At 60.8% G+C, this 21229-nt stretch carries 18 protein-coding genes and 1 riboswitch; of the genes, 6 read left to right on the top strand and 12 right to left on the bottom strand.

Annotated features, from left to right (window positions below; genetic code table 11):
• Positions 1-45 precede the first annotated feature (45 nt).
• The 5 genes from rhlE2 to ahcY form a co-directional block, all read right to left on the bottom strand.
• Positions 46-1932 carry an RNA helicase RhlE2 gene (gene rhlE2 / locus NDJ82_RS19955; RefSeq protein ID WP_099585806.1) on the bottom strand — a complete coding sequence of 629 codons (1887 nt, stop codon included), beginning with the start codon at positions 1930-1932 and terminating at the stop codon, positions 46-48.
• Positions 1933-2154: 222 nt separating this feature from the next.
• On the bottom strand, positions 2155-2946 hold the full coding sequence (locus NDJ82_RS19960) for a substrate-binding periplasmic protein (RefSeq protein ID WP_099585805.1): 792 nt from the start codon (positions 2944-2946) through the stop codon (positions 2155-2157).
• A gap of 63 nt (positions 2947-3009) precedes the next feature.
• Complete coding sequence (locus tag NDJ82_RS19965) at positions 3010-4092, bottom strand: hypothetical protein (RefSeq protein WP_250926148.1); 1083 nt, start codon at positions 4090-4092, stop codon at positions 3010-3012.
• Between the two features lie 83 nt (positions 4093-4175).
• Entirely contained in the window at positions 4176-5021 is an 846-nt protein-coding gene (gene metF / locus NDJ82_RS19970) for a methylenetetrahydrofolate reductase [NAD(P)H] (RefSeq protein WP_099586237.1), read from the bottom strand.
• Positions 5022-5199: 178 nt separating this feature from the next.
• Positions 5200-6609 carry an adenosylhomocysteinase gene (gene ahcY / locus NDJ82_RS19975; protein ID WP_017735703.1) on the bottom strand — a complete coding sequence of 470 codons (1410 nt, stop codon included), beginning with the start codon at positions 6607-6609 and terminating at the stop codon, positions 5200-5202.
• Between the two features lie 21 nt (positions 6610-6630).
• Positions 6631-6737, bottom strand: a riboswitch (S-adenosyl-L-homocysteine riboswitch).
• A gap of 198 nt (positions 6738-6935) precedes the next feature.
• Here ahcY and NDJ82_RS19980 point away from each other — a divergent pair.
• The 3 genes from NDJ82_RS19980 (at position 6936) to NDJ82_RS19990 (ending at position 10316) form a co-directional block, all read left to right on the top strand.
• A complete protein-coding gene (locus tag NDJ82_RS19980; RefSeq protein ID WP_099585803.1) occupies positions 6936-7340 on the top strand; it encodes an acyl-CoA thioesterase in 405 nt (134 codons plus the stop codon).
• A gap of 100 nt (positions 7341-7440) precedes the next feature.
• Complete coding sequence (locus NDJ82_RS19985) at positions 7441-9357, top strand: patatin-like phospholipase family protein (protein WP_250926149.1); 1917 nt, start codon at positions 7441-7443, stop codon at positions 9355-9357.
• 71 nt (positions 9358-9428) lie between these two features.
• On the top strand, positions 9429-10316 hold the full coding sequence (locus NDJ82_RS19990; protein WP_158879138.1) for a formate/nitrite transporter family protein: 888 nt from the start codon (positions 9429-9431) through the stop codon (positions 10314-10316).
• Here NDJ82_RS19990 and NDJ82_RS19995 read toward each other — a convergent pair.
• On the bottom strand, positions 10310-11569 hold the full coding sequence (locus tag NDJ82_RS19995; protein WP_099585800.1) for a cation:proton antiporter: 1260 nt from the start codon (positions 11567-11569) through the stop codon (positions 10310-10312). The genes NDJ82_RS19990 and NDJ82_RS19995 overlap by 7 nt on opposite strands.
• A gap of 185 nt (positions 11570-11754) precedes the next feature.
• Here NDJ82_RS19995 and NDJ82_RS20000 point away from each other — a divergent pair, with 185 nt between their 5' ends.
• On the top strand, positions 11755-12141 hold the full coding sequence (locus tag NDJ82_RS20000; protein WP_099585798.1) for an MAPEG family protein: 387 nt from the start codon (positions 11755-11757) through the stop codon (positions 12139-12141).
• 53 nt (positions 12142-12194) lie between these two features.
• Here the strand turns inward: NDJ82_RS20000 and mltA are convergent, their stop codons facing one another.
• Positions 12195-13382 carry a murein transglycosylase A gene (gene mltA, locus NDJ82_RS20005; RefSeq protein WP_250926150.1) on the bottom strand — a complete coding sequence of 396 codons (1188 nt, stop codon included), beginning with the start codon at positions 13380-13382 and terminating at the stop codon, positions 12195-12197.
• Between the two features lie 128 nt (positions 13383-13510).
• On the opposite strand from mltA, the gene NDJ82_RS20010 reads away from it, so the two are divergent.
• A complete protein-coding gene (locus tag NDJ82_RS20010; RefSeq protein WP_250926151.1) occupies positions 13511-13960 on the top strand; it encodes a c-type cytochrome in 450 nt (149 codons plus the stop codon).
• A gap of 6 nt (positions 13961-13966) precedes the next feature.
• On the opposite strand, the gene NDJ82_RS20015 is transcribed toward NDJ82_RS20010, so the two are convergent.
• The 5 genes from NDJ82_RS20015 to NDJ82_RS20035 form a co-directional block, all read right to left on the bottom strand.
• Complete coding sequence (locus tag NDJ82_RS20015) at positions 13967-14362, bottom strand: DUF1090 domain-containing protein (protein ID WP_099585795.1); 396 nt, start codon at positions 14360-14362, stop codon at positions 13967-13969.
• A gap of 66 nt (positions 14363-14428) precedes the next feature.
• Entirely contained in the window at positions 14429-16093 is a 1665-nt protein-coding gene (gene ligB, locus NDJ82_RS20020) for an NAD-dependent DNA ligase LigB (RefSeq protein WP_250926152.1), read from the bottom strand.
• A 95-nt stretch (positions 16094-16188) separates the two neighbouring features.
• Complete coding sequence (locus NDJ82_RS20025) at positions 16189-16539, bottom strand: hypothetical protein (RefSeq protein WP_099585793.1); 351 nt, start codon at positions 16537-16539, stop codon at positions 16189-16191.
• A 215-nt stretch (positions 16540-16754) separates the two neighbouring features.
• A complete protein-coding gene (metK, locus tag NDJ82_RS20030; RefSeq protein ID WP_099585792.1) occupies positions 16755-17945 on the bottom strand; it encodes a methionine adenosyltransferase in 1191 nt (396 codons plus the stop codon).
• Between the two features lie 18 nt (positions 17946-17963).
• The gene (locus NDJ82_RS20035) at positions 17964-18959 is read right to left on the bottom strand and encodes an ArsR/SmtB family transcription factor (protein WP_099585791.1); all 996 of its coding nucleotides are present in this window, start codon (positions 18957-18959) and stop codon (positions 17964-17966) included.
• Between the two features lie 271 nt (positions 18960-19230).
• On the opposite strand from NDJ82_RS20035, the gene tkt reads away from it, so the two are divergent.
• Positions 19231-21228 carry a transketolase gene (gene tkt, locus NDJ82_RS20040; RefSeq protein ID WP_158879127.1) on the top strand — a complete coding sequence of 666 codons (1998 nt, stop codon included), beginning with the start codon at positions 19231-19233 and terminating at the stop codon, positions 21226-21228.
• Position 21229: the final 1 nt, after the last annotated feature.

Consider the following 21229-nt stretch of genomic DNA (forward strand, 5'->3'; position numbering starts at 1 on the left):
CCCCGTCTCGAAAGAGGCGGGGCATTTTTTATGGTGCTTTAAAACTCAGCGGTTGCGGGTCAGCAGCGCTGGTTTTTCACCACGAGGGCGGCCTGGCAGTTGATCCAACTGCTCAGGTGTCGGGAAGCGGTCAGCTTTCGACTCCTTGTGGATGATCTTCGGCGCCGGGCCACCGCGCGGGTTTTGCACGGCTGGCTCGGACGAACGAGGTTGGTCGTCACGGGCCGGTCGGCGGTTGTTGCTGCGCGAGTCTTCACGACGGGCCTGGCCATCACGCGGTGCACCGCTACGCGGGCCGCTGCGCTTGGCAGGTGGAGTGCCGGTGGTGCCGCCGCTGCTGTTGCGCGGACCGTTTTGGCGAGCGCCCTGTGGCTGGCCGCCACGGGGTGCGCCCGTGCCTGCGCCCTGTGCTGGCGCACCTGGACGACGACCACGGCCTTGGGCCGGTTTGGCCTGGGGTACGTAGTCAACGCGGTTACCGAAGTTATCCACGTCGTCGTCGAGGAACTCGTCCGGGGCACGGTCGGCGGTAGCGCGGGGCGGCTGGCTTGGCTGACGCTGTTCGCGGGCCGGGGTCCCTTCACGGGGTTTCTGCTCGCGGGCAGGGCGTTCGCCACGGCCGTTGGCGGGCGCTTTTTCCTTGCCGCCTTTGTCTTTGCCTTTGTCACGACGACCACCGCCGCCACCGCCGCCGTTCGGGCCATCGCCCTTCGGACCGCGTGGGTTGCGTGGGTTACGCACGTCCGGACGTTCGCGCACTTCAGGCTTCTCGGCCTCTACGGCGCTGGCATCGAAGCCCATCAGGTCGCCGTCGGCGATTTTCTGCTTGGTCATGCGCTCGATGCTTTTCAGCAGTTTCTCTTCGTCCGGTGCGACCAGGGAAATGGCCTCGCCCGAACGACCGGCACGGCCAGTACGGCCGATACGGTGTACATAGTCTTCGTCGACGTTTGGCAGCTCGAAGTTGACCACGTGTGGCAACTGGTCGATATCCAGGCCGCGTGCGGCGATATCGGTTGCTACCAGGATACGTACGCTGCCGGCCTTGAAGTCAGCCAGAGCCTTGGTGCGCGCGTTCTGGCTCTTGTTACCGTGGATGGCGACGGCGGTGAGGCCGTGCTTGTCCAGGTATTCAGCCAGACGGTTGGCACCGTGCTTGGTACGGGTGAACACCAGCACCTGTTCCCACGCGCCGTGGGTGATCAGGTGGGCCAGCAGCGAGCGCTTGTGGCTGGCGGCCAGGCGGAACACGCGTTGCTCGATACGCTCGACCGTGGTGTTCGGTGGCGTGACTTCGATGCGTTCCGGGTTGTGCAGCAGCTTGCCGGCCAGGGCGGTGATGTCCTGGGAGAACGTTGCCGAGAACAGCAGGTTCTGACGTTTGGCCGGCAGGCGGGCGAGGACTTTTTTCACGTCATGGACAAAACCCATGTCGAGCATGCGGTCGGCTTCGTCCAGCACGAGGATTTCCACGTGGGACAAGTCGACGCTGCCTTGGCCGCACAGGTCGAGCAAGCGACCAGGGCATGCCACCAGCACGTCAACACCACGGGACATGGCCTGAACTTGTGGGTTCATGCCGACGCCGCCGAAGATGCAGGCGCTGACGAACTTCAAGTCGCGGGCATACAGCTTGAAGCTGTCGTGCACCTGGGCGGCGAGTTCGCGGGTAGGGGTCAGGACCAGTACGCGCGGCTGGCGCGGGCCGTGACGCTGGGATTTGTCCGGGTGACCATTGGGAAACAACCGCTCCAGAATCGGGAGGGCGAAGCCGCCGGTTTTACCAGTACCTGTCTGAGCCGCAACCATCAGGTCGCGACCTTGCAACACGGCGGGAATGGCCCGCTGTTGCACCGGAGTAGGCTCGGTATAGCCCGCTGCCTCGATGGCGCGGACTAAAGCCTCGGAGAGACCGAGGGAAGCAAAGGACATGAGTAATCCTGTTTTAGTTAGGGCTTGGCCCAAAGGGATAATCTTGCCGGGCGTGAATGGCGCTTAGGGGAGCGCAATCCCGTCCGGTCCTGCTGCGTCTGGCGGGCACTCCACCGGCTCGCGCGGGCTTCAAAGCTGCGCAGTAGCGGGGTTGGGTGCCTTTTTCAAGACCTCAGCGGCCGGGCGTAAGCCTGGCGGGAAGGCCGGAGTATAACAGAGCAATCACGGCGCGCCGCTTTCCTGCTGCTCAACGGCGTGTCCGAACGCTGTAAACGCTTGGATTCCACCATATTTGACGCTCAATTGCGTGTAGGCCGGCTCCTGTTTGAAGCGTTTGAGCTCGGCGGCAAAACGTTGCACCAACAGGTCCATGCCCGCGCCACGGCGTACGGCGAGGTATTGTTGCTGGCGGCTGACCACCACGGGGGCCTGGCTGACTTTGTTTTCCAGGCCCAGTGCCTTGATCACGTGCTGGCCCACCCGGCGGTCGGTGATCAACAGGTCGATGCGCCCCAGCAGCAATTTGCCGAAGTTGGCTTCATGGCTGGGGGCCGGCTCGCGGTTGAATTCGGTGGAGTCGATAAAGGGCGAACCGTACAGGTAGCCTGGCGACGTGCCGACCGTGAGGCCGCGCAGCTCGTCAAGGCTTTGGATCGGATGCGGACGTTCGTTGGCGTAGAACATTACGAACTCCACCTGCGACAGGGGTTCGCTGGGGTACAGCAACAGCGCGTCGCGGTCGTGACTGTGGAAAATATCCAGCGCACCGTCAGCATGACCTTGATCAAGCATGGCCAGGCAGCGCTTCCAGGGCAGGAACTGCCATTGCACCTCGACCCCCAGGCGCTGGAATACGATCACCGTGGTTTCGTAGTCCAGCCCGTGCATGGCGCCGTGTTCCTCATAGACATAAGGCGCCCACGGCTCGGTGACAATACGTAATTTCTCGCCGTAAGCGGCCAGGCTCAGGCAAGTAAAAAATGCAGCGGTCAACAGCTTCAGAATGACGGGCATACCCTGAGGTTACGACGCCCGTGAGCTAAAGAGAAGCTCTGGCGCAAGCTTCTGCGGGCGCTGCTATTTTGTGGGCGAGGTCATCAGGTGTTCGTAGATGGCTGCACGTCGCTCGCCGAGAATCAGCCGCACCACAGGGTTGGCGAACCAATGTTCGAGTTGGTGCGCGTCGACGGGGGATTTCTGGCGTTCTTCCTGGTTCTGCAGCGCCTTGTCCCACCAAACCGGGCCACAGGCTTGGTCGAATTCATTTTCGTGCTCGTAGCAGCCGTAGAGAATCTCGCGGATGAACTGCTGCTTGCGCTTGGGCAGCGCCAGGGTGATCAGCTTGTACATCAAGCGTTGCAGGCGTGGCGGACGGGGCAGGTGCGCGGAGACCTTGCGTGTATCGGCCAGGGCCTGGGCGCAGAGCGGGTCGGCGGCGTGCTTGGTCACCCACGCCTTGACCTTGGCCCGGAACAACTGCTTGCGGCTCCAGTAGTGATGGATGAGGTCGGGGCACTGGCGGACGTCGAGTGTGCGGTACGCGGCCACCGACAGGCAGAACTCTTCCAGGGTATAGGCGCCGCGGGCCATGGGGAACAGTTCGTCCATCAGCTCGATCGAGCGATCCAGAATGTGCGCGTCTTGCCGGGTCAGGCCCATGACGCCGGAGTTGAGCAGCCACATTTCGTCGTCGGCCAGGCCTTTGTCGGCCAAGTGTTTGGCCAGGGCTTCATACAGCACGCTTTCGTGGTTATCGCCGTACTTGGCGTGGAAGGCATTGCACAGCACGGCGCCAGGTGCGACGCGTTCGAACAGCGCCATGGGCGAATCGTGGAAAAACGTGTCGGTGTCGATCAGCAGCGCCAGTTCAGCCGTTTGCAGCACCTGGCGCAACAGCACATGTTTGGTGCGGAAGTGGTAGCCGTGGGGCTCGCTCCAGCGCTTGCGCGTCGCGTCGTCCAGTACATGGACCTGCACCGGCAGGCCACGGTAGGGCGCCGGATTGTCGCTGAAGACCTGGATATCCAACGGCATGTCCTGGGGGCCGCCCAGGTGAGAAAGGGCACTGGCGATACTGAATACGGCTTCCTGATGGTAGGTCTCGGCGCCGAATACCAGGTAAATCAGCTGCGGGCGGGGAGTCGGGGACGCTGTATTCATTTACTGCTGGTTTCCTTTCCGGGGATATACAGGCAAAAAAAGCCCCCGTGATAACGAGGGCCGGGTACTGCTATTAAACTGGCCTAGCGTGGCAGTTTAAGGTTGTTCCAGATAGCAAGGCTCGGCTCAGCCTGGTTCAGGGTATAGAAGTGCAACCCTGGTGCGCCACCTTGTAACAAACGCTCACACATTTCGCTGATGACCTGCTCACCGAACGCCTGGATGCTCTTGACGTCGTCGCCGTAGGCTTCCAGTTGCTTGCGTACCCAGCGTGGAATCTCGGCACCGCAAGCGTCGGAGAAACGCGCCAGCTTGCTGTAGTTGGTGATCGGCATGATGCCCGGCACGATTGGGATGTTCACACCCATCGCCCGTACACGTTCGACGAAGTAGAAGTAGCTGTCGGCGTTGAAGAAGTACTGGGTGATCGCGCTATTGGCGCCAGCGTTGGCCTTGCGCACGAAGTTTTGCAGATCGTCTTCGAAATTGCGCGCTTGAGGATGCATCTCCGGGTAAGCCGCCACTTCGATATGGAAGTGATCGCCGCTTTCTTCGCGGATGAAGCTCACCAGGTCATTGGCGTAGCGCAGCTCACCGCTGGCCATGCCCATGCCGGAGGGCAGGTCGCCACGCAGGGCGACAATGCGCTGGATGCCGGCAGCCTTGTATTGGGTCAGCAGGCCGCGCAGGTCGTCCTTGCTGTCGCCCACGCACGACAAGTGCGGAGCGGCGGGAACTTTGACTTCGCTTTCGAGCTGCAACACGGTGTTGATCGTGCGATCACGTGTCGAACCGCCGGCGCCGTAGGTGCAGGAGAAGAAGTCAGGGTTGTAGCTGGCCAACTGCTTGGCAGTCGCCATCAGTTTTTCATGCCCAGCATCGGTCTTGGTCGGGAAGAACTCGAAGCTGTAGCGACGGTCTTGGGACATGGTCATACCCTTGGAAGCTCATAATTGCGCAATATGCACACCGTCGATGTGGGAGGGGGCTTGCCCCCGATAGCGGAGTGTCAGTTAGTAAATATATCGACTGACCCACCGCCATCGGGGGCAAGCCCCCTCCCACATTAGAAGCCCGCCCCCACTAGGAGAGCAGGCAGCAGGCATATCAGTAGCGGTAAGCGTGCGGCTTGAACGGACCTTCAACGGTCACGCCGATGTAGTCGGCCTGAGTCTTGGTCAGTTGAGTCACTACGCCGCCGAAGCCGCGGACCATTTCCAGGGCCACTTCTTCGTCGAGTTTCTTCGGCAGTACTTCCACGGTCAGGCGCTCTGCTTTCTGGGCAGGCGACAGGTCGGCGTATTTCTGGCCGAACAGGAAGATCTGGGCCAGTACCTGGTTGGCGAACGAGCCATCCATGATGCGGCTTGGGTGGCCAGTGGCGTTACCCAGGTTAACCAGACGGCCTTCAGCCAGCAGGATCAGGTAGTCGTCGTTCTGCGGGTCGAAATCGCCAGCACCGGTACGGTGAACCTTATGCACCTGTGGCTTCACTTCTTCCCATGCCCAGTTCTTGCGCATGAAAGCGGTGTCGATTTCATTGTCAAAGTGGCCGATATTGCAGACAACGGCGCGCTTCTTCAGGGCTTTGAGCATGTTTGCGTCGCAAACATTCACGTTGCCGGTGGTGGTCACGATCAGGTCGATCTTGCCCAGCAGGGCCTTGTCGATGCTCGCTTCGGTGCCGTCGTTCTGGCCGTCGATGAACGGCGAAACCACTTCGAAACCGTCCATGCAGGCTTGCATGGCGCAGATCGGGTCAACTTCGGAGACCTTGACGATCATGCCTTCCTGACGCAGGGACTGGGACGAACCCTTGCCCACGTCACCGTAGCCGATCACCAGGGCTTGCTTGCCCGACAGCAGGTGGTCGGTGCCGCGCTTGATGGCGTCGTTCAGGCTGTGACGGCAGCCGTACTTGTTGTCGTTCTTGCTCTTGGTCACCGAGTCATTGACGTTGATGGCCGGGATTTTCAGCTCGCCCTTGGCCAGCATGTCCAGCAGGCGGTGTACGCCAGTGGTGGTTTCTTCGGTGACGCCGTGGACGCGGTCCAGGATCGCCGGGTATTTCTTGTGCAGCAACTCGGTCAGGTCGCCGCCGTCGTCGAGGATCATGTTGGCATCCCAAGGCGCGCCATCTTTGAGGATGGTTTGCTCCAGGCACCACTCGTACTCTTCTTCGGTTTCGCCTTTCCAGGCGTAAACCGCGATACCGGCAGCAGCGATCGCAGCGGCGGCCTGGTCTTGAGTCGAGAAGATGTTGCAGGACGACCAACGCACTTCGGCACCCAGGGCAACCAGGGTTTCGATCAGTACGGCAGTCTGAATGGTCATGTGGATACAGCCGAGAATCTTCGCGCCCTTGAGCGGTTGCTCGCCGGCATACTTGCGACGCAGGCCCATCAGGGCTGGCATCTCGGATTCGGCGATAAAGGTTTCGCGACGGCCCCAGGCGGCGAGGGACATGTCGGCGACTTTGTAGTCGGTGAAATCTGCAGGCGTGTTGACAGCGCTCATGAAGAGCCTCCATTCGTAGTGTGCGAATGGGCGCCGTTGTGCGTTTAGTATCAGGCCAGGGGAATCAGGCCGGACAACGCCCCATCCGAGCCTGACAGGTTGAACCTGCTGCAGCGCCCCTCGGACAGGTGGCGGGAGAACGGTATCAATTGAAAATGACCGTTTTGAAACGGGGGCGATTATAGCCGTGTGCGCCAGACTTCCCAAGCCTTTCTGTCGGCGGCATGAAGATCGTTCATGGGCTTGATAGGCAATGGCTCATAGAGCTTGGGCCTGGGCTCTGCCATGATGTTGCCCATCATTCGGCAAGACGCTTTGGAGTGACCATGAACTTCCACACCCGCAAATGGGTAAAACCCGAAGACCTCAACCCCAACGGCACCCTGTTCGGCGGTAGCCTGCTGCGCTGGATCGACGAAGAGGCAGCTATCTACGCCATCGTCCAACTGGGCAACCAGCGGGTGGTGACCAAATACATTTCCGAAATCAACTTCGTCAGCGCGTCGCGCCAGGGCGACATTATCGAGTTGGGTATCACCGCCACCGAGTTCGGCCGCACCTCCATCACGCTGACCTGTGAAGTGCGCAACAAGATCACCCGCAAAAGCATCCTCACCGTGGAAAAAATGGTCTTCGTCAACCTCGGCGAAGACGGCCTGCCGGCCCCTCACGGCCGTACAGAGATCAAATACGTGAAAGACCAGTTCCAGGATGACAGCCTTCGTGAATAACACGGCAGCGGTTGGATTTTAGTTACCGGGTCATTCTGCGTGGATCTTTTCGTAGCGTGCTCATCACTCAGTCTCACACCCTGCAGTGAGAGGCTTGCGTATGAAAGTGTCCGGTTCCGTTCATCAGGTTCAGCCGCCGTTGCCTTGTCCTTTGGACCCAAGCACTAGCACCTCGTTGGTCGAGGGGCTAGGGCCCCGTAAGTTGAGCCTCTATCGCGACAGCAGTGGCGCAGTGGAGGTGGTTTTGTCACCGCCTGCGCCTGGACATCTGGTGCTCAGCGGTGGCGGTGCCAAAGGTGTGGCCTTTTCCGGGATGACGCAGGCGCTTGAAGATGTCGGGAAAATGCAGGGTATCAAGGTGGTGTCCGGCTCATCCGCGGGGGCGATTTCTGGCGTATTGCTTGCCAGCGGAATAGGCGGCAAGGCGTTCGATAGCCTGCTGGATCGTATCGACCTGCCCGGTTTGCTCAACAGCCAAGACCCGGTAACAGCCTGGTTGCAAGATGCAAGTTCGACCCTTGGCAAGCTCGCCAAGCGACTGCCTGGTCCGGTTGGTAATATTTCCCAGCTCTTATTGACCATGATGCCGCGCCTGCAAAGCGAGGCCCCCCTATTGGTAGAGATGATGCGCAATGAGTCGCGCAAATCAATTCTCGCCCATATCGCCGACACGCCCAGGGCCACCCGGCCAGCAGAACTCATGAAGATTGCCGACCGGCTCAGTGCCGGAGGGGCGCCCACCTTTCGCGATCTTGAGGTGTTGAATCGCGTTATCCCTGCAATCAAGCAACTCAATATCACCGGCACAGCTATGTTCGACGGTCGCCCGCAGTTGGTGGTGTTCAACGCCAACCTGACCCCGGAGATGGACATCGCCCGCGCTGCCCATATTTCGGGTTCGTTGCCGATGCTGTTCAAGAGCCCGGTCGAGCAGGGCCACGGATTTCAGGAGGGTTCAGAAGTTACGGCCTTTCGCGATGGTGGGCTGCTCCTCAATACCCCTGCTCCCAATGTCATTGACCGTTCGTTGCCAGAGAGCATCTGGAACAGAGACGAGCCGCTGATCGTCCAATTCGAATCCGAAAAGCCTGAAACGCCGCAAAAAAGCGGTGGTTTTTTCAGTCATCTGGTCGACACCTTTACCGATACTCCGCACACGGCGGCCGAGGCTTATCAAGATGATCGGCTCAAAACACTCGCTGATCAGACCGTGACGTTGCCGCTGAACACCACAAAAGGTGACTTCCGCGGCCTGCTCAATGGCACCGTCAACTTCACCATGACCCCTGAACAGAAAAATTATCTGCAGGCGCTGGCGCGTCAAGCGGTAGCGGCCCATCTGGAAAGGCGTGACACAACACGTGAGCATCATCCGTTCGCCTCATTGGAAAGCGCGCTGTTGGCGATGGATGATGAACACATCACCCGTGTTCAGGGTCACTTGGAGAATGATCCGGCTGCCGGAGCCGTACTGAAGTTTCGCGAGGATGCTTACGAGGCGTTGGGGGTGCTGGACGGTGCGATTACGGATGCCAATCAATCTGCAGGAGCGCTTGCGCTCACGCCGAAGTTGGCATCGGCGCTACGTAACCTGGACGCACTCGCTCGTCGGCCCGAACAAGTCGAGTGGCTGGGGCAGCGCCTTAATGCCGGTGGGCAGCGTAACTTCCAGCAGCTTTTGCAGATGGGCGCCATGCAGGCATTGGTTAAAACGCCAATCTCCAAGGTCATGACCAGTGCCGTCGCCGAAATGCAGAGGCGTGATCTCGCGGTGAGGGCTGAGAACTTCACCCGTGAGGTCATTTACCCATCGCAGTACCGCCCGGGCCAGCCAGATGCCAATGTCGAGTTGTTGCAAGCGGCGGCGCGTGACTTGGCCAAAGCGACCACGCCGGCAGCATTCAACCGCGTGCTTGACGGCATTGTTCAAAATTACGGAGCACGCAATAAACCCTGGGGTAAGCCGGTCAATTCCACGACTGTGGAACAGGCCAGGGCCTGGCGTATTCCGGTTTAGTGACCTGGCCACTGAACAGCCATCGCTGGGGCGTGTCGTAGCTACAGGCACCCCTTGGACTCTGGACCATCATGGCCAAACACGAAGACGGCAAAACTCCCAACCTTTCGCAGGAAGAGCAGCAGGATGTGGACGATAACCAGCCACCCCGTGCAGCGGTGCTGCATGAAATCATCCGCACCCAGGGTGACCAGGAACTGGAGCGCAACGTGGCCGCCTTGTGGTGGTCGGCATTGGCCGCCGGGTTGACCATGGGCCTGTCGCTGATGGCCATGGGGCTGCTCAATTCACGCCTGCCCGAGGGTGAAGCATTCAAGGTGATTGCCAGCTTCGGCTACTGTGCGGGCTTTCTGGCGGTGATTCTTGCGCGCCAGCAACTGTTCACTGAAAACACTCTTACCGCCGTGCTGCCGGTCATGAGCAAGCCAACTCTGGCCAATGCCGGGCGTCTGCTTCGGCTGTGGTCAGTGGTGCTGGTCGGCAACCTCTGCGGCACCCTGTTGGTGGCCTATGTGATGCTGCACCTGCCGATCTTCGATACCAAGACCGACATGGCCTTCCTGGAGATCGGGCGCAAGATCATGGAAAACGACCCCGGTCAGATGTTCGCCAAGGGCATCATCTCCGGCTGGATGATCGCCACCATGGTGTGGATGATTCCATCGATGGAAAGCGCCAAGATGTGGATCATCATTCTGATCACCTACCTGATGGCGCTGGGGGATTTCACCCATATCGTGGTGGGTTCGGCAGAAGTGTCTTATCTGGTGTTTGCCGGCGAGCTGCCGTGGAAGGATTTCTGGCTGGTGTTTGCCGGCCCGACACTGGCCGGCAACATCATCGGGGGCAGCTTTATCTTTGCCTTGATCAGCCATGCGCAGATTCGCAGCGAAGGCAGCCTGCCGGGCAAGAAGGCTGCGGACCCAAGGCATCCGCAGCGTATCGACCAGGATCAGTGAGCGTCAGGCGTGGCCTGGGGCTCGTCCCGGGTCACGCGCTTGACCAGCTTGCCGATGCTCAACCCCTGCAACAGGATCGAGGACAGCACCACGATGTAGGTGATGCTCAGCAGCAAGTCGCGCTCCGGGCCCAGTGGCAGGGCCAACGCCAATGCCACCGAAACCCCGCCGCGCAAGCCGCCCCAGGTCAGGATGCGGATGGTCCCGCGCGGCACCGCGCGCCAGCGGCGCAGCAGCAGGATCGCCGGGGCTACGGTCAGCAAGCGCGAAAGCAGGATCGCCACTGCCAGCAAACTGGCCGCAAATACGTGCAGCCAATTGAACGGCAACAGCAGCAGTTCCATGCCGATCAGTGCAAACAGCAAGGCGTTGAGCATGTCGTCGAGCAACTCCCAGAAACCGTCCAGGTAGCGCCGGGTCATGTCGTTCATCGCCAGCTTGCGCCCCAGGTTGCCGATGATCAGCCCGGCCACCACCATCGCAATCGGTGCAGAGACGTGCAGCTCGGTGGCCATGGCCGAGCCGCCGATCACCAGGGCGAGGGTCAGCATGACTTCGATCTGGTGCTGTTCGATGCTCTTGATCATCAGGTAAACCAGGTAGCCGATGAGCCCGCCGAACACCACGCCACCAACGGCTTCGTGGACGAACAGCATGGCTGTGGCGCCCACGGTAGGCGTCTCGCCCAATTGCGCGATGCCCAGCAGGACGGTAAAGACCACCACCGCTGTGCCGTCGTTGAACAGTGACTCGCCGACGATGGTGGTTTTAAGCGGTTTCGACGCATTGGCAGTACGCAGCACACCCAACACCGCAATCGGGTCGGTGGGTGAGATCAGCGCGCCGAACAGCAAGCAGTAGAGGAAACTCACGTGCCAGCCGAACAGGGCAAAGATGTAGTACGCCAGGCTGCCGATCACTACCGTGGCAATCAGCACGCCGAAGGTCGCCAGCAGGCCGATGGGCCAACGGTAGCTGCGCAGGTCGCTGAGGTTGACGTGCAAGGCACCGGCGAACAGCAGGAACGACAGCATCCAGTTCATCAGCAGGTCGCCGAAGTCGATCTGGCCTATCAGTTGCTGGATGCGTTCCTCCAGGCCGGGGTAGCCGAGCACGCTCAGGCCTTGCAGGATCAGGGAAAACAGCAGGGCCGTGACCATGACGCCGATGGTGGGCGGCAGGCCGATAAAGCGGAAGTTCACGTAGGTGAGCAGGGTGGTGAGGCAAATGAAGGCGGCGACAAGTTCAAGCATCCGGGGTCCTTGGAGTGGGAGGAAGATCAGTGATGAGTGGGGGGATGGACCGCAGCAGCGGCATGAGGTTGCACCGCGCACGATAGAACCTTTTGGTGCGGGGCGGCTCTTAGCGGGTAAGTGCGGTTTGGTATGTTTAGTGCTAAAACTCTAATCGCTGTTTAAAACGACAAAAGGAATGAGTGATGACGGTCGCTTTCTGGTGTGTGTTGATCGCAATTTTTCTGCCTTACCTGTGTACGGGTGTGGCCAAGTTCAGCCAGGGCAAGTTCGGGCCTCGGCAGAACCACGACCCGCGTGCTTTTCTGGACACCCTGCAAGGGGTTGCCAAGCGTGCCCACAGTGCGCAACTCAACGGCTTTGAAGTCACCCCGGCGTTTGCGGCGGCGGTGATTATCGCGCATCTGGCCGGTACGGCCGAGCTGGTGACCATCAATGTGTTGGCCGTGCTGTTTATCACCAGCCGCCTGCTGTACATCATTTGCTACCTGGCCGACTGGGCGATACTGCGCTCGGTGGTGTGGTCTGTCGGCATGGCGTTGATTGCGAGTTTCTTCTTTGTCTCGATCTGACCTGTGACGCAGATCCACTTGTGGGAAGGGGCTTGCCCCCTCCCACATTTGACTTAGAGGGTCTCCGGAACCTGTGGCAACGCCGCGCCCTTGGGCCACAACATCCAGATTTGTCCTTGCTGCTTCATATTCCCGGCCAGTTCACCTGCCGCATCGCCGGTGCCCCAGAACAAGTCCGCACGCACTTCGCCGGTGATTGCACCACCCGTATCCTGTGCCGCAACCGGACGTGCCAACGGCGTGCCGTCAGGCTTGGTGGTCGACAACCACAACAAACTGCCCAGCGGAATCACCTTGCGATCCACCGCCACGCTGTAGCCGGCGGTCAACGGCACATTCAGCGAACCGCGTGGGCCTTCGTTGCTGTCGGGGCGGGCGCTGAAGAATACGTAGCTGGGGTTGCTCGCCAGCAACTCCGGGATTCGCTCCGGGTGCGCCTTGGCCCAGGCACTGATGGCGCCCATGGTCACGTCTTCTTTCTTCAGCTCGCCTTGCTCCACCAGCCAGCGGCCGATAGGGCGGTAGGGGTAGCCGTTCTGGTCGCCGTAACCGACGCGCAGTTGACGCCCGTCTTTGAGTTGAATGCGCCCCGAGCCCTGAATCTGCAGGAATTGCAGGTCCATCGGCTGGGTCAACCAGGCAATCGGCTTGGCGCTGGAGCCTTGGCCGTTGATGGCGCTGGCATCGTCGTAAGGCTTTAGCACGCGGCCTTCCAGGCGACCGCGCAGACGCTTGCCCTTGAGTTCCGGGTAGATGCTTTCCAGGTTGACGATGATCAGGTCATCCGGCACGCCATACACCGGCACATGGGCGGTGGCGGTCTTGGTCAGGCTGCCGGGGTAGACCGGTTCGTAGTAGCCAGTGATCAAGCCGTTTGGGGTGTTATCAGCCGAGCGCAGCCCGAACACATCCAGGCGCTCCTTGAGAAAACCGCGCACCGCTGCGGCATTGCCCGGCACGCTGGCTGCCGCCGCGCAGGTCGCGCCCCATACCGGGTCGGCCTTGAGGCGTTGGCAAGCGCTGCGCCAGGATTCAAAGCCGGCCAGCAGGTCGCTGTCGGATACCGTCGGCAGCGCTTCCCAGGGGGCGCTGACGTAAGTGGCAACGGCATGGGGTTTGGCTGCTTCATCTTTAGCTGTGTCTTTACCGGTGTCCTTGCCTGCGTCGCAGCCGGCCAGCAGCGCAATCAACGGCAGAGCCCACGCCAGACGGCGGCTCCAGGGTTTCAACATGAGACTCATACACGTATTTCCTGAAACGATTGCCCGCGCCTTGGCGCTCTTGGGCAACCCTTGTTATTAATAGGGCTATTGGTCTTTGCGGGCGGGGCGAGGATACTGGCCGCCGTTTCCCGTGACCCTGAGCCACCATGACTTTTAAAAAAATGACGGTTGTACTGTTGGCCTGCATGGCGGTGTCTGCCTGCGGTGGCGTCGATCCGAATTCGCCCCTGGGCCAGCGCAAGGCGATCTTCAAGCAGATGCTCAAGACCGGCGAAGACCTGGGCGGCATGTTGCGTGGACGCATTCCGTTCGACGGCGCGAAATTCGCCGAAGGCGCGGTCAAGCTCGATGCGTTGTCCCATGAACCATGGAAGCATTTTCCGAGCGTGCGCGAGCAAGATCACACCAGCGCCAAGGATGACGTGTGGCAAAAACAGGCGCAATTCCAGCAATTGGCTCGCGACCTGGAAGCGGCCACCGGCGAGTTGGTGATCGCCAGCCAGGTGCAGCCCTACAAGGCCAGTAACCTTTCGCCTGCCGTACAGAAAGTCGAAGACGCCTGCAGTGCCTGCCATAAACAGTTTCGTGACCACTGACCGGTTTTACTGGTCGAGTTCTTCCACGGCGTCCTGCAGTTCCTTGCGGGACTCGGCGAGTTTGTCCTTACGTTTGTTGATCTTCTCCGAGTCGCCTTTTTTCATCGCCTTGTCGAGGTCGGCCTGACGGCGGCTGACCTCGTGCTTGGCGTCGAGCACTTTGTTTTCCCGCTCCTTTCTCAACGAGGCGTCGGTGCAGTTGGCGGTGACTTCGCTCAAGGCTTTTTCCAGGCCGGCCTGTTGGGCGCTGTTGCCGTGGGCCTTGGCTTGTTCGATCTGGGTGCTGATGGCTTGGCGCTTGGCGGCGCAGCCGGTGAGTTGGGGGGCTTCTTCAGCGGCCAGCAGTGGCGTGGCCATGAAGCTTGCGACGGTCAGCAGGGCAAAAGGGGCGAGGAATTTCATGTGGAGCTCCAGGATCGCAAAGTGCAGGGTGAATTCTGCGGTGGTTTAAGGGTGGCTGGGCGGGGTTTAAAACCCGTCTATTCCTGCCACGCGTAATGTTTCAGCCAAAGCCAGTACTTGTGGATCGCGGAAAAAAGCGCTCAGTTGCGCTGCACGCCCCGGACCTATGCCATCGATGGCCAACCAGGCCTGGGTATCTCTGGCGACCAGCGTCTGCCAGTTGCCCTCCAGATTGCTGCGGGCCGCAGGCGGCACACCCAAGGCTTTGAGCCATTGTGCAAAGGGTCGTTGCCGAGCGCTGTGAAGGCTGTCGAGCAGTCGTGCGCGGCTGCGCTCACCCAAGCCATCAATGTTAGCAAGCTCTGTCGTATCCAGGGTTAACCAATCGAGAAAGCCTGCGATTAGACCGGCCTGGATCAATATGTTCCATGTCTCGCGACCCATGTGCGGCAACGCCAAGCCCTGGTTGCCGCTCAGCCAGGTCAGGCGTGCGAGCAGCTGTTCTTCGCAGCCTGGGTCCAGTTGCCAGCAACTCAGGGCGTGAAAGTCCTGCGGGTCGGGGACAGGAAGGTCGATCCGTTTGGTATTGCGCAGGATCACCTGGTCCAGTCGCGGGATCACTTGGCCTGCCAGGCTGATGGACACCTGGTCGCCAGGGCGAATATCCAGCGCCTGCCAGCGTTTCAGCGAGCCGGCGCTGACCCGGCTGATCTGTCGGTCGTCCAGCCGCACTGGCTCCAGTTCCAGAATCGGCGTTATGCGCCCCGTGCGGCCGATCTTGAACTGCACCTTGCGGACCAGGGCCAAGGCCCTGGAAGCGGGGTACTTCCAGGCGACAGCCCAGTAGGGTGCGCTGACTTGCCAGCGCTTGGCGGGCGCCCGTGATGCCTGATGCAGTACCACCCCGTCGCTGGCGAAGGGCAGTGTGTGGTTGTACCAATAGGTGCGCCAGTGCGCGGCTTCGGTGATCGTCCGGGCGGGCTGGCTATAGCGCTGGCTGTCGGTGAAACCCCAGCGTGCCAGGATGGCCAGGCGTTCGGTAAAAACGGCCGGGCCGTCCGGCCAGGCCCAGACAAACAGGCCGATACCGGCGGCGTCGGCGTTACTCAACTGTCGGCGGTTCATCAGGCCGGCCACCTTGCTGCGGGCATTGAGCCCGCCCAGGGCTGATTGCACGTGGTCGTCGAGGCGCCAATACAGCTCGCCTTGCAGCACCACATCGATGGGCTCCGGCAGTTGCTGGACAATGCCGGGGATCCTGCGGGCGGAGGCTGACCAGTCCTGGCCGAGAGTGCCATCGCCGCGGCTGATCACCTGCTTCAAGCGGCCCTGACGGTACACCAGCGTCACTGCAACGCCGTCGACCTTGGGTTGGATCCACACGTCGTGTCGGGTGTCCAGCCAGGCGCCGACGGCCTGTTCATCCAGGAGTTTTTCCAGGCCGGTATGCACGACCGGATGTGGCAAGGTGCCCCGAGCGCTAGCCAGTGGGTTATCAGGTTTCGAGGGGGTTGGAGGGACGCACTGGCGCCAATGGGTCAGGCGCTGGCGGGCCTGGTCGTAGAGCTCATCATGGACGGGGGATTGGCCGAGGCGGTGATAGCTGTCATCCCACAGGCGGACCTGTTCGGCCAGGGTGTCGACCTGTGTCCTGGCCTCGTCGGGGCAGTCTTCGGCCGATGCCAATAAGGGGAACGTGCTGAGTAACAGGGCAACCAATAAACGCATCATGAGCATCCTTGCTCGGAAAGGGTGCCCAGCCTAAATGAACCTCACGGCCACAAAAAAGCCCCGACAGTGCGGGGCTTTTTACCGGGTGTTTCTACTTACTTGAACAGACCGCCCAAGGCTTTCACGGCATCCGGCTTATCAGCCTTGGCCTCTTGGGTTTGCTGCTTGGCGTCGGCTTTGGCCTGGGCCTCGGAAAGTTTGTCACAACCTTTGTTGATCTGGTCTTGCGCCGCTTTGAAGGCCTTCACTTTCAAGGTGTCTTTGCTGGCTTCGGCCGCATCGATCTTGGTTTGCAGGTCTGCGGCTTGTTTTTGGCAGTCGCCGGAGTTGCCGCCGCCCAGCTGGGAGGTCAGGGCGCCACTCAGTGCGCTCAGGTCAGCGGCGTGGGCCGGCAGGGCGAACAGGCTGAGCAGAAGGGCAGCAGGGGCGAGCGTGGAGATGCGCATGAAAAACCTCAATGTTCGATTGCCTGTGCACGTGTCTATCCCGGGCTGGCGCAGGTCAATATCCAGATAAGGTTAGAGGGCCCGAGAGGGCGCGGATTCTAGAGGGCCATCATTGGGCCTGCAAGGTTTGGATCCAAAAAATGTGAAAGGGGTCGCGCAGGCCATAAAAAGCCCCGCCGGGCGAACCCGGCAGGGCTTTTGGGTGCAGCGCGTGCTTACAGGCCGGCGGCGGTGCGCAGGTCGTTGGCGCGGTCGGTTTTTTCCCAGGTGAACGTGGTGAAGGTGTCGTCGCCGACAGTCTTTTGCGCAGGGGTACGACCGAAGTGGCCGTAGGCTGCGGTTTCCTGGTACATCGGGTGCAGCAGGTCGAGCATGGTGGTGATCGCGTACGGGCGCAGGTCGAAGATCTCACGCACCAACTTGACGATCTTGTCGTCGCTGATCTTGCCGGTGCCGAAGGTATTCAGCGAGATCGACGTAGGCTGGGCCACACCAATGGCGTAGGACACCTGAATTTCGCAGCGCTCGGCCAGGCCAGCCGCAACGATGTTCTTGGCCACGTAACGACCGGCGTAGGCGGCCGAACGGTCAACCTTGGACGGATCTTTACCGGAGAACGCGCCGCCGCCGTGACGCGCCATGCCGCCGTAGCTGTCGACGATGATCTTGCGACCGGTCAGGCCGCAGTCGCCCACCGGGCCACCGATGATGAACTGGCCAGTCGGGTTGATGTGGAACTGGGTGTCTTTGCTCAGCAGTTCGGCCGGCAGTACGTGCTTGACGATCAGCTCCATCACGCCTTCACGCAGGTCGGCGTAGGACACGTCAGGGTTGTGCTGGGTCGACAGCACGACAGCGTCGATACCCACCACCTTGCCGCCTTCGTAGCGGCAGGTCACCTGGGACTTGGCGTCCGGGCGCAGCCAAGGCAGCAGGCCGGATTTACGCGCGTCGGCCTGACGTTGCACAAGCTGGTGCGAGAAGGTGATCGGTGCTGGCATCAGCACTTCAGTTTCGTTGCTGGCGTAGCCGAACATCAGGCCTTGGTCACCGGCACCCTGGTCTTCTGGCTTGGCACGGTCGACACCTTGGTTGATGTCCGGGGACTGCTTGCCGATGATGTTCATCACACCGCAGGTCGCGCCGTCGAAGCCGACGTCGGAGCTGGTGTAGCCGATCTCGGTGATCACGTCACGGACGATCTGCTCCAGGTCAACCCAGGCGGTGGTGGTCACTTCGCCAGCGATGATCGCTACACCGGTTTTCACCAGAGTCTCGCACGCCACGCGGGCGAACTTGTCTTCAGCAATGATGGCGTCCAGCACCGCATCAGAAATCTGGTCGGCGATTTTGTCCGGATGCCCTTCAGACACGGACTCGGAGGTGAAAAGGGAGTATTCGCTCATCTCGATGTTTTCCTGATATTACCGATGGTGAGTGTCGCCAGCCGGTCGCTGAAAATGGCGAACCTGGATCTGGAAACCATTACGTAAGCCTACATAGAGGCTTTCCCCGGGAACGAGCCCCGCAGCGGTGGCCCAACGGGCCAGATCGTCCTGTTCAAAACCCAACCAGAGATCACCGCAGGCCTCCCTGGCCCAATTCTGGTTGTGGCTGCATAAATCCGTAACCAACAGGCTACCGCCGGGGTGCAGCAACCCGGCCATTTGCTTTAATGCGTCGGCGGGAGCGGCGAAATGGTGCAATACCATGTTCAGCACCACGCAGTCGGCCTTGATCAGCGTGCCGCTCAAGGCGTCAGCCAGTTGCAGGGTCACATTGCCCAGCGATTCACGCTCGCACAGCTGTCGCGCCAGTTCGAGCATCGCCGGGCTGTTGTCCAGCGCGGTCACCTGATGAAAGCGGCGCGCCAACTCCGGCAGAAAACCGCCATCCCCAGGCCCGACTTCCAATGCCGTCGCCTCATCACTGAAGCTCAGCTTGTCCAATAGCGCCAGCACGCTGTCGCGGTACTGCGGCAGGCCGGCAATCAGGTCTTGCTGCGCACGAAACTTCTCGGCCACCCGTGCGAAAAAGTCCTGACTCGCCGCTGCGCGTTGCCCGTGGACCTGGCCGATGCGCGACTGTACGTCGGTTGGCAGGCTCAGGTTGTCCACTTCTTCGAGCAGGGCGGCGTGCAGCTTGCCGCCGAGCAGGTCGGTGTGGGGCAGGGCGCGGCGGTAAAAAATTGCATTGCCTTCGCGGCGCGTGGCTACCAGGTCGGCCTGGGACAGCACCTTCAAATGGTGGCTCATGCCGGACTGGCCGATGGCGAAGATCTGCGCCAGTTCCAGTACGCCGAAGGAATCGTTGGTCAGCGCACGCAAGACGTTCAGGCGCAACGGGTCCCCAGCGGCCTTGCACAAGGCTGCCAGTTCATCGCCGTCGTCGGGACGCAGTGAGGGCACGGGTAGGTTCATAAGGCCAGCAGTCTAGTGACGGGTGCATATCCTCGCAAGGCCAATATCAAAAAGTTTTGATATTGATCGATAAGTGGCGGTTATAAGCCGCCGCTATAACCGTTAGACGAACAAGTTGCCGATTTCTGCAGGCGATTGCCGGCAACGCACAGGAAAAACAGCCTCAAGTGACTATCTGTCATTGCCCGCAGGCGGTGGCTGAGGGAAAATGCCGGTCCTTTTTTGCGTTTCTTTTTATTCACTCTTTATTCAAATCCTCAGGAGAACAGCGATGCCCAGCCGTCGTGAGCGTGCCAACGCCATTCGTGCCCTCAGCATGGATGCCGTGCAAAAAGCCAACAGCGGCCATCCCGGTGCCCCGATGGGCATGGCGGATATCGCCGAGGTACTTTGGCGTGACTACCTGAAACACAACCCGAGCAACCCGTCGTTCGCCGACCGTGACCGCTTCGTGCTGTCCAACGGCCACGGCTCGATGCTGATCTACTCGCTGCTGCACCTGACCGGCTACGACGTCACCATTGATGACCTCAAGAGCTTCCGCCAGCTGCACAGCCGCACACCGGGCCACCCGGAATTCGGCTACACCCCAGGCGTCGAGACCACCACCGGTCCCCTGGGCCAAGGCCTGGCCAACGCTGTTGGCTTCGCGCTGGCTGAAAAAGTCCTGGGCGCGCAGTTCAACCGTCCTGGCCACGACATCGTTGATCACCACACCTACGTGTTCCTGGGTGATGGCTGCATGATGGAAGGCATTTCCCACGAAGTCGCTTCCCTGGCCGGTACCCTGGGCCTGGGCAAGCTGATCGCCTTCTACGATGACAACGGCATTTCCATCGACGGCGAAGTCGAAGGCTGGTTCACCGATGACACGCCAAAGCGTTTCGAAGCCTACAACTGGCAGGTGATCCGCAACGTCGACGGCCACGATCCTGAAGAAATCAAGACCGCCATCGACACCGCTCGCAAGAGCGCGCAACCAACCCTGATCTGCTGCAAGACCACTATCGGTTTCGGTTCGCCGAACAAGCAAGGCAAGGAAGACTGTCACGGCGCCCCACTGGGTGACGCGGAAATCGCCCTGACCCGTGAAGCGCTGAAGTGGAACCACGGCCCGTTCGAAATCCCGGCTGACATCTACGCCGAGTGGAGCGCCAAGGAAAAAGGCCTGGCGGCCGAAGCCGAGTGGGACCAGCGTTTTGCTGCCTACTCCGCCGAATTCCCAGAGCTGGCCAATGAGCTGGTGCGCCGCCTCGCCGGTGATCTGCCTGCCGACTTCTCGGAAAAAGCCTCGGCCTACATCGCCGAAGTTGCGGCCAAGGGCGAGACCATTGCCAGCCGTAAAGCCAGCCAGAACACCCTGAATGCCTTCGGCCCGCTGCTGCCTGAGTTCCTTGGCGGTTCGGCCGACCTGGCCGGTTCCAACCTGACCCTGTGGAAAGGTTGCAAAGGTGTCTCGGCCGAAGACGCCAGCGGTAACTACATGTACTACGGCGTGCGCGAGTTCGGCATGAGCGCCATCATGAACGGCGTGTCGCTGCACGGCGGCCTGGTGCCGTACGGCGCGACCTTCCTGATGTTCATGGAATACGCACGTAACGCAGTACGTATGGCCGCTCTGATGAAGAAGCGCGTGATCCATGTCTACACCCACGACTCCATTGGCTTGGGCGAAGACGGCCCGACGCACCAGCCGGTCGAGCAACTGACCAGCCTGCGTACCACGCCGAACCTGGATTGCTGGCGTCCAGCCGACGCGGTGGAATCCGCTGTGGCCTGGAAGCACGCCATCGAGCGCAAGGACGGCCCGTCGGCGCTGATCTTCTCGCGTCAGAACCTGCAACACCAAGTGCGTACCGACGCACAGATCGCCGACATCGCGCGTGGCGGCTACGTGCTCAAGGACTGCATCGGCGAGCCGGAGCTGATCCTGATCTCCACCGGTTCCGAAGTCGGCCTGACCGTTCAGGCCTACGACAAGCTGACTGCCCAGGGCCGTAACGTGCGCGTTGTGTCCATGCCGTGCACCAGCGTGTTCGAAGCCCAGGATGCTGGCTACAAGCAATCGGTCCTGCCGTTGCAGGTCAGCGCGCGTATTGCCATCGAAGCGGCTCACGCCGACTACTGGTACAAGTACGTGGGCCTGGAAGGCCGCGTCATCGGCATGACCACCTACGGTGAGTCGGCGCCGGCGCCAGCCTTGTTCGAAGAATTCGGTTTCACCCTGGAAAACATCCTGGGTCAGGCTGAAGAGCTGCTGGAAGACTAAG

The organism is Pseudomonas sp. SR18 (assembly GCF_023701505.1).
Lineage (GTDB): Bacteria > Pseudomonadota > Gammaproteobacteria > Pseudomonadales > Pseudomonadaceae > Aquipseudomonas > Aquipseudomonas cyclaminis.

Excerpts from the sequence above, each read along its gene's own strand:
- NDJ82_RS19990 (WP_158879138.1), top strand. The coding sequence starts at position 9,429 with ATGGCCAAACACGAAGACGGCAAAACTCCCAACCTTTCGCAGGAAGAG.
- rhlE2 (WP_099585806.1), bottom strand. The coding sequence starts at position 1,932 with ATGTCCTTTGCTTCCCTCGGTCTCTCCGAGGCTTTAGTCCGCGCCATC.
- NDJ82_RS19965 (WP_250926148.1), bottom strand. The coding sequence starts at position 4,092 with ATGAATACAGCGTCCCCGACTCCCCGCCCGCAGCTGATTTACCTGGTA.
- NDJ82_RS20025 (WP_099585793.1), bottom strand. The coding sequence starts at position 16,539 with ATGCGCATCTCCACGCTCGCCCCTGCTGCCCTTCTGCTCAGCCTGTTC.
- ahcY (WP_017735703.1), bottom strand. The coding sequence starts at position 6,609 with ATGAGCGCTGTCAACACGCCTGCAGATTTCACCGACTACAAAGTCGCC.
- tkt (WP_158879127.1), top strand. The coding sequence starts at position 19,231 with ATGCCCAGCCGTCGTGAGCGTGCCAACGCCATTCGTGCCCTCAGCATG.
- NDJ82_RS20000 (WP_099585798.1), top strand. The coding sequence starts at position 11,755 with ATGACGGTCGCTTTCTGGTGTGTGTTGATCGCAATTTTTCTGCCTTAC.
- metF (WP_099586237.1), bottom strand. The coding sequence starts at position 5,021 with ATGTCCCAAGACCGTCGCTACAGCTTCGAGTTCTTCCCGACCAAGACC.
- NDJ82_RS20010 (WP_250926151.1), top strand. The coding sequence starts at position 13,511 with ATGACTTTTAAAAAAATGACGGTTGTACTGTTGGCCTGCATGGCGGTG.
- mltA (WP_250926150.1), bottom strand. The coding sequence starts at position 13,382 with ATGAGTCTCATGTTGAAACCCTGGAGCCGCCGTCTGGCGTGGGCTCTG.
- NDJ82_RS19985 (WP_250926149.1), top strand. The coding sequence starts at position 7,441 with ATGAAAGTGTCCGGTTCCGTTCATCAGGTTCAGCCGCCGTTGCCTTGT.
- NDJ82_RS19995 (WP_099585800.1), bottom strand. The coding sequence starts at position 11,569 with ATGCTTGAACTTGTCGCCGCCTTCATTTGCCTCACCACCCTGCTCACC.
- NDJ82_RS20035 (WP_099585791.1), bottom strand. The coding sequence starts at position 18,959 with ATGAACCTACCCGTGCCCTCACTGCGTCCCGACGACGGCGATGAACTG.
- NDJ82_RS20015 (WP_099585795.1), bottom strand. The coding sequence starts at position 14,362 with ATGAAATTCCTCGCCCCTTTTGCCCTGCTGACCGTCGCAAGCTTCATG.
- NDJ82_RS19960 (WP_099585805.1), bottom strand. The coding sequence starts at position 2,946 with ATGCCCGTCATTCTGAAGCTGTTGACCGCTGCATTTTTTACTTGCCTG.
- NDJ82_RS19980 (WP_099585803.1), top strand. The coding sequence starts at position 6,936 with ATGAACTTCCACACCCGCAAATGGGTAAAACCCGAAGACCTCAACCCC.
- metK (WP_099585792.1), bottom strand. The coding sequence starts at position 17,945 with ATGAGCGAATACTCCCTTTTCACCTCCGAGTCCGTGTCTGAAGGGCAT.
- ligB (WP_250926152.1), bottom strand. The coding sequence starts at position 16,093 with ATGATGCGTTTATTGGTTGCCCTGTTACTCAGCACGTTCCCCTTATTG.